Genomic DNA, 11,419 nt, shown 5'->3' on the forward strand with positions numbered 1-11,419 from the left:
CATTTGCCTTAGTACTGCCAGTTCAGGTTGAAACCGAGCGTCACCGGGTCGGTGGTGAAGCCATCGGGTTTAGAAAGCGGGATACCAGCAAACATGTCGTAGCTCGCACCGAGCAAGCCGCCACGGATGCCTAGCGCGCCGCCCGCAAGGTGTTTGCCGAGGTTGTAGTCGCTACCATTACCGCCGATTTCGCCGTAATCCACGCCGAGATAAAGTTGGTGGTTCGGCAGTGGGGTTTGCCAGGAGAGTTCATTGCGAACCGTCCAGCCGCGATCGGCACTCAATGTGCGCTCGCCATCAAACCCGCGCACTGTCCAGCGGCCACCGATGGAAAATTGATCCTGTGGTGTCAGGCGCGTGTCGCTCATCTGGCGCAGGTACTGCGCGTTGTAGCGGAAGTTCTGCTCGGCAATAACGAAAGGCGCATCAAGCTGGGCGTTGATTTGCAGGATTTTGCTCAGCGCCGTAGCCTCATCGAAATACTCTTCTGAAGCAGGGATCGCACCGAACCAGCGCGTCCCACGCTGGTAGCTGATACCCGCATCTAATGTTGCGGCGGCAATGTAATGGCGGTGCTGAAGGCCAATTTTCCAGGCGGCAGTATGGCGGCGCTGTACGTCAACTTCGGTGCCATCGACGTAGTTTTTGGAATCACGGGCGATAACGTCATAGGTGAATGAGGTTTTCTGGCTGGCGTTACGATGCAATACGCGGCTGAGTTGCCAGTCGAGATTATTGCTGTCGCCGCTGTAACGGTAATCACCGTTTAAGCCCACCACCGTCTGGTAGTAACTGTTGCTGCTGGCGGTGAAGCTGGTGGCCCAGTAGCCAAAAGGCAGGGAATATTGCGCGGTATAGTTGTGGGTGCCTTTGCCGTCTGGGGCAAATAAAGAAGTGCCCGCAGAAAGGTAAAGCGTGTCACTCAGGCTCAGCAGGTTGTCGCCGTAAATCGTCGCGCCGCCCTGATAGCGCCCGGTACTGCGCGAGCCGGAGTCATCAAGTGACAAGCCCACGCGCCACATTTTGCTTTGTTGCCAGCTCAGAGCGATATCGCTTTCGCCCGGGTTTTCTCCTGGGACGATTTCCATGCTCGCCTGCACGGTCGGCACGCGCTGTAAGTTTTCCAGCCCTTGCTCAATATCGCGTAAATCCAGCAGGTTGCCTTCATGAGCCGGGAATGCGCTGTAAAGCGTGGCGTAATGTCCACTTTGCTCAGTGAAAATAATGTGGCGAACTTTTCCAGTAATAATCGCTAATTGCAGATTTCCACTTTTTAAATCCTGCTGCGGAGCGACAACACGCGTAGTGATATATCCGCTATCAATAAGACGATTTTGTATTGCGGTCATCACCAGGTTAATTCCTGTAGAACCAATACAATTCCCAACCGCCTGATTGGCTATTTTCTGCAATGGCAACCAGTGGGGAACGAAATTACGGTTTTGTAATTCCACGTTATTTATTTGAAAGCACGGAGTTTCTTGTGGGAATTGAACGCGACCAAATGAAGCCGAAGGGGCCGAAAGCCGCACTTCAGGCGCTGGGGTCGCTAATGACGCTTCACGTGCACGCTGTCTTTCCTGCTGTAGGATTAGCTCCTGATCTTTAGGCAATACCGCAGTATGAGCACCTGCTGACAGGAATATAAAAATTATCGCAGCAAATAACGGTGCAAAAGAAGGGCGCACATTAACATCCTGTGAATTATTTAAATTAGCTGATTCCTTATTTTAAAGAATACAAATCCGAAAACGGACTATTATTATCAAATGTGTCTAACATTCAGAATTAATCCCGATTTGTCAGATAAAACAGCATTCAATTCATAGCTCGCGCAAATATAACGGCAACATTAAATACAGCCAATGAATTTCAGTTGGGGTAATGTCCAAGGGGAGAATGTTCTAAATTGAATAATATCGAATGTATTAATGATTAACAGCAGGATTTTTTAGATTTTAGCGGGTAATAGATACCCGCCCGGTATTGAGTTTATGACTGTAACAACGTCGCCCACTGCTCAACCCACGGATTTGAAACCGATTCAGGTTCAGGGTGGTCGTTAGCATCTATAGCCAAAACAGTGCCGATACGTTTCGCGCCCTGCTCTTGCAGCAAAGCATCGAATTGTTTGCCGCCACCACAAAAATGTTCGTAGTTGCTGTCGCCCAGTGCAATCAAACCGTAACGCAATTCAGGCTGGTAGCCGAGTTTGTCTTTTATCGCCTGAAACAGTGGAACGATGCTATCCGGCAAATCGCCCTGCCCCGTCGTTGAAGTGACAACTAACACATACTGGTCGCCAAATTTTTGCCAGTCGGCCAGTTCAGGATCTTCAAATACCGTGGCTTTATGGCCCTTCTTTTTTAGAATCGCTGCGGCTTCTTCCGCCACCAACAGCGAGTTTCCATACATCGTTCCTACAAAAATTCCCACTTCGGCCATCAGTTAACTCCTTGCGTTACGGCTGTTTTATTCATCCTGGCCGTTGCTTGCCACAAACTCAACCTTTTCGATGTCGCTCAGTAAGCCGCTCCAGCCAAACTGTGACATCATCTGCATCCAGGTGTCATCGAGGGTTGCGCGAAGGCACAGCGGTTCGCCGGTAATCGGGTGAGTTAATGAAAGCTGGCTTGCATGTAGCATTAACCGCTGGCAGCCAAAATGCTCGGCAGCCGCGCGATTCTGGCGCAAATCACCATGCTTAGAATCGCCGATCATCGGATGGCGCAAATGCGACATATGGCGGCGCAGTTGATGTTTGCGGCCAGTTTTCGGCTCCAGTTCCACCAGGCTATAACGCGCCGTTGGGTAACGCCCAACCGGAACCGGCATTTCCACCGTCGCAAGGCCGCGATAGTGCGTCACTGCTGGCTGCGCTTCTTTATCCTGGGTGGCTTTTTTATCGGCGATTTTGTCCAGCTCTTCCACCAGCGGATAATCGAGCACCGCTTCATCTTCCAGCCAGCCGCGCGTCACCGCATGGTAGCGTTTTTGAATCTGGTGATGTTCAAACTGCTGCGATAATAAATGGGCGACTTCGCTGGAAAGTGCCATCAGCAACACGCCGGAAGTGGGCCTGTCGAGGCGATGCACGGTAAACACATGCTTGCCGATTTGGTCACGCACGGTTTGCATCACGAAGACCGTTTCATGGCGATCCAACCAACTGCGGTGGACTAGCCAACCCGAAGGTTTGTTTACCGCCACCAGCCATTCATCCTGATAAATAATTTCCAGCATCAGGATTTGTCGCTCGCAAACAGCGCATCGAGATCTTGCAGGGCTTTTAACAGCGGTGCGCGTCCGGTGTGCGAGGCATCGAGCGCCATTTCATAATAAGGTGCGAGGGCAAAATCTGCAGGCAACGGATGTTGCGCGTCGATCAGTGCGTGCATACGGGGAATCAAAACCCATTGCAGCCATTCGTGAGGCTGCATAGTATCCAGGCAAAAAGGTTGAGTGCTTTCAAAGGCTTCAGCGTCTGGCGCACAACCCAGCCAAAGTTGGTGGTCACGCAAAACCTGTTCAATGATGTGTAGATGCTGGCGAACCAGCGCGTGGCGTTCCATGAAAACCTCGGGCATCAGTCTAAAGAAGCCGGCAAGCATATCACTTCTTACTGTGGGCGAAAAAAGCATAAAAAAAGGGAGCACTGTATAAACAGTGCTCCCGGTTCGTTTCGCAGCTAATCCGGCTACTTTTGGTGCTCCCTGCTCGTCCGTGACAACTATGTCCTGCGGTCTCCTGACCTACAATCCGTCGTACTCGCGTCCTGCTACCAGCATCCTGTGGTGTTCCGGCATCATCCTGATGCGATTTCCTTTGGCCTTCCTGACCCACCGAACGTTCCTGATTCGGCTCTCTTTCTCCGTCCTGGAGGTGTCCTTTACTCTTCCTGAGTGATCCTTGCTTCGTCCTGAAGCCTTCCTTGCAACACCATCCTGGTGTGTTCCGCTTCTTCAATGAAGTGACATCATCCTAATGTCGCCTTCACTTCCCGACTCCTTGTCGACGGACATAGAATCTACCATTTCGTTCATTCTGACAAGACACTCACAACCAAAGCTTACGTTAACTTTCATTCAAAAGTCACCGCATATCAACTCAACTTATTGATATTAAAAACTTATGCGATTTTTCCTAATAAAATGTCTGCACGTAAAGTTAGAGATCTCTTACAGCTTGTGTAAGAGATCTCTCACAAGCCCGAGAGCGAATCACGCTTAAATCACCTGGGGCTGTAGCTCTTGCAGGAACACACTTAACGAAGCGGCGAGGGTTTTGCGCTGTTTGGTGCCGATTTTTTCCACCACCACTTCGCCAGTCATATTACAAACTGATACCACTTCCATTTCATCAGGTGTGGTGGCGAGGAACAGCGTCGGTGAAAGTTTCAGGCGTTTTTGCGTGACCAGGTGACCAATCAGGTTTTCCTGCACGCGCTGGAAATCCTCTTCGCTCCAGGCTTGTAATAATGTCAGCGCCTGGCTGCCCGATAATGCGGGCATGTCACCGGCAAATTGCGTGGTGTAAAATTGATGCGCCGCAGGCTGCAAAACGATGTCCATGGCGCGTTCTACGGCGCTCAGATCACTTTGCGGAGTAAACGGCTGCGGCTGCCAGCGCACATCGTTACCGGTTGTGGTCACGATACACGGCGACGGCACACCATATAAATCTTCACTGGCTGGCCAACCGCCAGTTTGTTCACGCCAGGCATGACAAAAGCGATGCGTAAAATCTTCCAGCGCCTGACGTACGTCGTTATCCACCAATTTCTCACTCCCTCAAGGCTGCGGTACAATAAAGGCTAATTGTACCTGCATTCTATTGGTGACACATGTCTTATGAAAAACACCAGGCGCTGAGCGGCCTGACGCTGGGTAAGCCAACCGCTTACCAGGATAAGTACCAGCCTTCTTTGCTACAAGCCGTACCGCGCAGTCTGAACCGCGACCCGCTGGGTTTGCAGGCCGATAATCTGCCGTTTAGCGGCGGCGATATCTGGACGCTGTATGAGTTGTCGTGGCTGAACAGCAACGGTTTACCGCAGGTCGCCGTCGGCCATGTGCAACTGGATGCCAACAGCGTGAATCTGGTTGAGTCGAAAAGCTTTAAGCTCTATTTGAACAGCTTTAACCAGACGCAATTCGCCGACTGGGAAACCGTTCAGGAAGCGCTAAAGCGTGATTTAAGCGCTTGTGCGCAAGGCGATGTCAGCGTGGTGTTATTCCGCCTGCATGAGCTTGAAGGCCAGGAAATCGCCGCGTTTAACGGCGAGTGTATTGATGAGCAAAACATCGCGATTGATAATTATGATTTTAACGCCGATTACCTGAGCGGTGCGGCGGGTGATGACATCGTCGAAGAATCCCTGGTGAGCCATTTGCTGAAATCCAACTGCCTGATCACTCATCAGCCGGATTGGGGTTCCGTACAAATTCGCTACCGTGGCCCACGCATCGACCGTGAAAAACTGCTGCGCTATTTGGTTTCATTCCGCCAGCACAACGAATTCCACGAGCAGTGTGTTGAGCGCATCTTTAATGATATTCAGAAGTTCTGCGCCCCGGAAACGTTAAGCGTTTATGCGCGTTATACCCGTCGCGGCGGCCTGGACATCAACCCATGGCGCACCAATACCGATTTCCATCCGTCATTTGGCCGTCTGGTTCGCCAATAAGTGCGAAACGCCTCGCAGCGTGCGGAAGGATTATTGTTTAGAGGTTGTTAAATAGCTGATAGCAGGGCTATTGTAATCAGTGGGAGCGGCACTTTACGCTTCGTAAGGAGTTAACTTGATTACACATATTAGCCCGCTAGGCTCAATGGATATGTTGTCGCAACTGGAAGTGGACATGCTTAAGCGCACGGCCAGTAGCGACCTCTATCAACTGTTTCGCAATTGTTCACTTGCCGTACTTAACTCAGGAAGCCAGACCGACAGCAGTAAAGAGTTGTTATCGCGTTACGAAAACTTCGATATCAACGTGCTGCGCCGCGAACGTGGCGTGAAACTCGAACTGATTAATCCACCTGATGATGCCTTCGTCGATGGCCGTATCATCCGGGCTTTGCAAGCTAACCTGTTTGCTGTACTCCGCGATATTTTGTTCGTAAACGGCCAGATTTCCAGCGCCGGTCGCTTCCAGAATCTTGACCTGGAAGACCCTGAAAATATCACCAATATGGTGTTCTCTATTTTACGAAATGCACGCGCTCTGCATGTTGGCGAAGCACCAAACCTGGTGGTTTGCTGGGGCGGGCACTCCATTAACGAAAATGAATATCTCTATGCGCGTCGCGTCGGCACTCAATTGGGCCTGCGCGAACTCAACATTTGTACCGGCTGTGGCCCTGGTGCGATGGAAGCCCCGATGAAAGGCGCGGCGGTGGGTCATGCCCAGCAACGTTATAAAGAAAGCCGCTTTATCGGTATGACGGAGCCGTCAATCATTGCCGCAGAGCCGCCAAACCCGCTGGTGAATGAACTGATTATCATGCCTGATATCGAAAAACGTCTCGAAGCGTTTGTGCGAATCGCGCATGGCATCATCATCTTCCCTGGTGGCGTGGGCACCGCAGAAGAGCTGCTTTATCTGCTCGGTATTCTGATGAACCCGCACAATCACGATCAGGTGTTACCGCTGATTTTGACCGGGCCGAAAGAGAGCGCTGATTACTTCCGCGTGCTGGACGAGTTTATCGTCAACACCGTGGGTGAACAGGCGCGTCGTCATTACCAAATCATTATTGATGACCCGGCAGAAGTCGCCCGTCAGATGAAAAAAGCGATGCCGAGAGTGAAAGAGAATCGCCGCGAAACGGGCGATGCTTATAGCTTCAACTGGTCAATTCGCATCGCCCCGGATCTGCAAGTGCCGTTTGAGCCAACCCATGAAAACATGGCGAATCTCAAGCTGTACCCGGATCAACCCGCAGAACAACTGGCGGCTTCTTTGCGCCGGGCGTTTTCCGGCATTGTGGCGGGTAACGTAAAAGAAGGTGGGATACGCGCCATTGAACAGTTTGGCCCGTATAAAATTCACGGCGACGCGCAAATGATGCGCCGTATGGATGACCTGCTTCAGGGCTTTGTCGCCCAGCACCGCATGAAATTACCCGGCAGTGCGTACATTCCTTGCTACGAAATCTGCACCTAAGCCCCGAGGGCGGAGCCTTTCCGCCCTTTTATTTCCCCTGCCATTCCTGCCTTTTTTAGCCTTATTGAACCCCCACAAGTCGGTATAATGTTACCGGTAGCAGAATAATCGTCTGCAACGAAACTTATGGGTTAGCACCATAATCACGCCAAAAAACCTTTCTATACAGGCAATTACTCCAGACAAACACAATGAAACGATGTTTTATTATCTAAAAATATCAACATTTCAGGCTAAAAATATTACTCATACAATTCTATTTAGACCGAAAATCTAGAAAACACTATTTAAATAGTGGATTACTACAAATGAGATCTCGATCACTGATGAATTGACGACATGAATGTATCTTTCCGCCCGCTGATTATCACCGCCCAAAATTACTAAAAAACCGCTCATAAACAGCATTAAATTTCAATAGCCAATGGCAAGACAACGCGGTTGGCCCAAATTTCGAATCATATGTTCCTTTGGAGAAGTAGTAGATGGAAACCACTCAAACCGGCAGCATTGCCTCGGTTGAAAGCAAAAGTTCATGGCGCAAGTCCGATACCATGTGGATGCTGGGTCTGTACGGCACCGCAATTGGGGCTGGCGTTTTATTCCTGCCAATTAACGCCGGTGTTGGCGGCCTGATTCCGCTGTTCATCATGGCAATTCTTGCGTTCCCGATGACTTTCTTCGCTCACCGTGGCCTGACTCGCTTCGTGCTGTCTGGTAAAAACCCAGGCGAAGACATCACCGAAGTTGTAGAAGAGCACTTTGGTGTGGGCGCAGGTAAAGTGATTACCCTGCTCTACTTCTTTGCTATCTACCCAATTTTGCTGGTGTACAGCGTCGCTATCACCAACACCGTTGATAGCTTTATTACGCACCAGTTAGGCATGGTTTCTCCGCCGCGTGCGCTTTTGTCTCTGATTCTGATTGTGGGTCTGATGACCATCGTTCGTTTCGGCGAGCAAATGATCGTTAAAGCGATGAGTATCCTGGTGTTCCCGTTTGTTGCGGCTTTGATGGCGCTGGCGTTGTACCTGATTCCTGAGTGGAGCAGCGCGGCGTTTGATACCCTGTCATTTAGCTCTGCTGCGTCTCCTGCAACCGGCAGCGGCCTGTGGATGACTCTGTGGCTGGCGATTCCAGTGATGGTATTCTCCTTTAACCACTCGCCAATCATCTCTGCATTTGCGGTTGCAAAACGTAATGAGTACGGCGACGAAGCTGAGAAGAAATGTTCACGCATCCTGTCTTTTGCGCACATCATGATGGTTATTACCGTGATGTTCTTCGTATTCAGCTGCGTACTGAGCCTTTCCCCGGAAAACCTGGCCGAAGCGAAAGCACAGAACATCTCTATTCTGTCTTACCTGGCTAACCACTTTAACGCGCCGGTTATTGCCTGGATGGCACCGATTATCGCGATTGTGGCGATTACTAAATCCTTCCTCGGCCACTATCTGGGCGCACGTGAAGGCTTCAACGGGATGGTTATCAAATCCCTGCGCGGTAAAGGCAAGAGCATTGAAGTCAGCAAGCTGAACCGCATCACCGCCATCTTCATGCTGGTGACAACATGGATTGTTGCCACTCTGAACCCAAGCATTCTGGGCATGATTGAAACCCTCGGCGGCCCAATCATCGCGATGATTCTGTTCCTGATGCCGATGTACGCGATTCAGAAAGTCCCGGCAATGCGCAAATACAGCGGCCATATCAGCAATGTATTTGTGGTAATTATGGGTCTGGTCGCTATTTCCGCCATCTCTTACTCTTTATACTCGCTGTTCATCTAAACGCTCTAAGCGGCCTGCTCTCGCGGGCGGCTTTTTCGCTTCTAAAGTTACTCAGGCAACGGACGCAACATGATTAGCGTATTCGATATTTTCAAAATCGGTATTGGCCCTTCCAGTTCCCATACCGTCGGCCCGATGAAAGCCGGTAAGCAATTCGCAGACGATTTAATCGCGCAAGGGATTTTGCGCGACGTCACGCGAGTCGTCGTTGATGTATACGGTTCACTGTCTCTCACCGGGAAAGGGCACCACACCGATATCGCCATTATTATGGGTCTGGCGGGCAATATGCCGGACACCGTGGATATCGACGCTATCCCTCATTTCATTCAGGACGTGAATACTCACGGCCGCCTGTTGTTGGCGAACGGCCAACACGAAGTGGAATTTCCGGTCGATAGCTGCATGAATTTCCATGAAGACAACCTTTCCCTGCACGAAAACGGCATGCGGATTACCGCGCTGGCGGGTGAAAAGGCGGTCTACAGCCAGACGTATTACTCCATCGGTGGCGGTTTTATCGTGGATGAAGCGCATTTTGGCGTGGAAGAGACTCAGAAAATCGTCGTGCCGTATCCGTATAAAAGCGCTGCCGATTTACAGCGCCATTGCAAAGAAAGTGGGCTTTCGCTTTCCGGCCTGATGATGCTGAACGAGCGCGCTCTGCGTTCTCAAGCTGAAATCGATGCGCACTTTGCCGATGTCTGGCAAGTAATGCGTAACGGCATTGAACGCGGTATCACCACCGAAGGTGTGTTGCCGGGGAAAATGCGCGTGCCACGTCGCGCCGCAGCATTACGCAGAATGTTGGTTAGCAGCGATAAAAACAATTCGGATCCGATGGCGGTTGTCGACTGGATTAACATGTTTGCGCTGGCAGTAAACGAAGAAAATGCGGCGGGTGGCCGTGTTGTTACCGCACCGACTAACGGCGCATGCGGCATCGTCCCGGCGGTTCTGGCTTATTACGACAAATTCATTCGCGAAGTGAACACGAACTCCTGTGCGCGCTACTTCCTTGCCGCCGGTGTCATTGGTTCGCTTTATAAGATGAACGCATCGATTTCAGGCGCAGAAGTGGGTTGCCAGGGTGAAGTCGGCGTGGCCTGTTCAATGGCTGCGGCGGGTCTGGCGGAATTACTGGGCGGCAGCCCGAGCCAGGTGTGTATCGCGGCGGAAATCGGCATGGAACATAACCTCGGCCTGACCTGCGACCCGGTTGCCGGGCAAGTTCAGGTGCCGTGTATTGAGCGTAACGCGATTGCAGCGGTGAAAGCGGTGAACGCCGCACGTATGGCATTGCGCCGTACCAGCGAGCCACGCGTTTGCCTCGATAAGGTTATCGACACCATGTACGAAACCGGAAAAGACATGAACTCGAAGTACCGCGAAACCTCTCGCGGCGGGCTGGCGATGAAAGTGTCCTGCGATTAGGAAACATTGCCCTCACCCCGACCCTCTCCCCCAGGAGAGGGAGAAAACCGTACGATCCCCTCTCCTTTGGTGAGGGAGAAAACCGAAAAATCCCCTCTCCTTTGGGAGAGGGTTAGGGTGAGGGGAAACAGAAAACTCCTCACCCAAACTTCCACTAACGTAAATCGCCAACCTTCACATGATCCATATCGTCAAACACCTGATTCTCACCCACCATTCCCCAGATAAACGTATACGCACGAGTGCCCACGCCTGAGTGAATTGACCAGCTTGGGGAAATCACTGCTTGCTCGTTTTGCATCACGATGTGACGCGTTTCTTGCGGCTGCCCCATCATGTGGAACACGCAGCTGTCCTGCTCCAGACCGAAGTAGAAGTAAACTTCCATGCGACGTTCGTGCGTGTGGCAAGGCATGGTATTCCACAGGTTGCCCGGCTCCAGTTCAGTCAGGCCCATGCTCAACTGGCAAGTTTCCAACACATCTGGAACGAAGTATTTGTTGATGGTACGACGGTTGCTGGTGACGCTGTCGCCGAGGGTGACTGGTGCAACATCCGCAGGCGTTACGCGTTTAGTTGGGTAAGTGGTATGCGCTGGAGCACAGTTATAGTAGAAACGCGCAGGGTTTGCCGGGTCGATGCTGGCGAACACCACTTCTTTGGCACCCTTTCCGACATACAAACCGTCGCGAGTCCCGATTTCATAGCAGGTGCCATCGACGGTAATTGTCCCTTGCCCGCCGATGTTGATCACGCCCAGCTCGCGGCGCTCGAGGAAATAGCTCACGCCCAGTTGTTTGCCCACTTCACCGCCGACGCTCACCGTGCGCGTCACCGGCATAACACCGCCAACAATGATGCGGTCGATATGGCTGTAGGTCATGGTGTACTCGTCAGCCGTAAAGATAGTTTCAATCAGAAACTCTTTACGTAAACCGGCAGTATCCAGGGTTTTTGCATGATCGCTATGAATGCTTTGACGAATATCCATTACTTTTCCTTTCAAGGCTGAGAATACCAGGCGGAGCA

General features: G+C 51.4%; 10 protein-coding genes. 4 read left to right on the plus strand and 6 right to left on the minus strand.

Annotated elements, in window-relative coordinates; genetic code table 11:
• Positions 1 to 8 precede the first annotated feature (8 nt).
• The 5 genes from D6029_RS02225 to syd all read right to left on the minus strand — a co-directional run bounded on the left by D6029_RS02225 (position 9) and on the right by syd (position 4,775).
• Complete coding sequence (locus tag D6029_RS02225) at positions 9 to 1,655, minus strand: ShlB/FhaC/HecB family hemolysin secretion/activation protein (RefSeq protein ID WP_244212365.1); 1,647 nt, start codon at positions 1,653 to 1,655, stop codon at positions 9 to 11.
• A 337-nt stretch (positions 1,656 to 1,992) separates the two neighbouring features.
• On the minus strand, positions 1,993 to 2,445 hold the full coding sequence (locus tag D6029_RS02230) for a flavodoxin (protein WP_120063198.1): 453 nt from the start codon (positions 2,443 to 2,445) through the stop codon (positions 1,993 to 1,995).
• A 27-nt stretch (positions 2,446 to 2,472) separates the two neighbouring features.
• Positions 2,473 to 3,243, minus strand: a complete 771-nt coding sequence (truC, locus tag D6029_RS02235; RefSeq protein WP_120063199.1) for a tRNA pseudouridine(65) synthase TruC — start codon at positions 3,241 to 3,243, stop codon at positions 2,473 to 2,475.
• Positions 3,243 to 3,572, minus strand: coding sequence for a YqcC family protein (locus D6029_RS02240; RefSeq protein WP_120063278.1), 330 nt, complete (start codon positions 3,570 to 3,572; stop codon positions 3,243 to 3,245). Before D6029_RS02240 ends, truC begins: the two co-directional genes overlap by 1 nt.
• 654 nt (positions 3,573 to 4,226) lie before the next feature.
• On the minus strand, positions 4,227 to 4,775 hold the full coding sequence (gene syd, locus D6029_RS02245; RefSeq protein WP_120063279.1) for a SecY-interacting protein: 549 nt from the start codon (positions 4,773 to 4,775) through the stop codon (positions 4,227 to 4,229).
• 68 nt (positions 4,776 to 4,843) lie between these two features.
• On the opposite strand from syd, the gene queF reads away from it, so the two are divergent.
• The 4 genes from queF to D6029_RS02265 all read left to right on the plus strand — a co-directional run bounded on the left by queF (position 4,844) and on the right by D6029_RS02265 (position 10,390).
• Positions 4,844 to 5,686 carry an NADPH-dependent 7-cyano-7-deazaguanine reductase QueF gene (queF, locus tag D6029_RS02250; protein ID WP_120063200.1) on the plus strand — a complete coding sequence of 281 codons (843 nt, stop codon included), beginning with the start codon at positions 4,844 to 4,846 and terminating at the stop codon, positions 5,684 to 5,686.
• Between the two features lie 115 nt (positions 5,687 to 5,801).
• Positions 5,802 to 7,166, plus strand: a complete 1,365-nt coding sequence (gene ppnN / locus D6029_RS02255) for a nucleotide 5'-monophosphate nucleosidase PpnN (protein ID WP_120063201.1) — start codon at positions 5,802 to 5,804, stop codon at positions 7,164 to 7,166.
• A gap of 485 nt (positions 7,167 to 7,651) precedes the next feature.
• On the plus strand, positions 7,652 to 8,956 hold the full coding sequence (locus D6029_RS02260) for an HAAAP family serine/threonine permease (protein ID WP_120063202.1): 1,305 nt from the start codon (positions 7,652 to 7,654) through the stop codon (positions 8,954 to 8,956).
• A gap of 69 nt (positions 8,957 to 9,025) precedes the next feature.
• Positions 9,026 to 10,390 carry an L-serine ammonia-lyase gene (locus D6029_RS02265; protein WP_120063203.1) on the plus strand — a complete coding sequence of 455 codons (1,365 nt, stop codon included), beginning with the start codon at positions 9,026 to 9,028 and terminating at the stop codon, positions 10,388 to 10,390.
• Between the two features lie 154 nt (positions 10,391 to 10,544).
• Here D6029_RS02265 and kduI read toward each other — a convergent pair whose 3' ends face one another.
• Positions 10,545 to 11,381: a 5-dehydro-4-deoxy-D-glucuronate isomerase gene (gene kduI, locus D6029_RS02270; RefSeq protein WP_120063204.1), complete on the minus strand. Its 837-nt coding sequence runs from the start codon at positions 11,379 to 11,381 to the stop codon at positions 10,545 to 10,547.
• Between the last annotated feature and the right edge of the window lie 38 nt (positions 11,382 to 11,419).

It is taken from the genome of Buttiauxella izardii (assembly GCF_003601925.1).
Taxonomy (GTDB): Bacteria; Pseudomonadota; Gammaproteobacteria; order Enterobacterales; family Enterobacteriaceae; genus Buttiauxella; species Buttiauxella izardii.

What these genes read in the sequence shown, in the direction of transcription:
- D6029_RS02230 (WP_120063198.1), bottom strand. Translation starts at nt 2,445, where the DNA reads ATGGCCGAAGTGGGAATTTTTGTAGGAACGATGTATGGAAACTCGCTG.
- truC (WP_120063199.1), bottom strand. Translation starts at nt 3,243, where the DNA reads ATGCTGGAAATTATTTATCAGGATGAATGGCTGGTGGCGGTAAACAAA.
- D6029_RS02240 (WP_120063278.1), bottom strand. Translation starts at nt 3,572, where the DNA reads ATGGAACGCCACGCGCTGGTTCGCCAGCATCTACACATCATTGAACAG.
- queF (WP_120063200.1), top strand. Translation starts at nt 4,844, where the DNA reads ATGTCTTATGAAAAACACCAGGCGCTGAGCGGCCTGACGCTGGGTAAG.
- D6029_RS02260 (WP_120063202.1), top strand. Translation starts at nt 7,652, where the DNA reads ATGGAAACCACTCAAACCGGCAGCATTGCCTCGGTTGAAAGCAAAAGT.
- D6029_RS02265 (WP_120063203.1), top strand. Translation starts at nt 9,026, where the DNA reads ATGATTAGCGTATTCGATATTTTCAAAATCGGTATTGGCCCTTCCAGT.
- kduI (WP_120063204.1), bottom strand. Translation starts at nt 11,381, where the DNA reads ATGGATATTCGTCAAAGCATTCATAGCGATCATGCAAAAACCCTGGAT.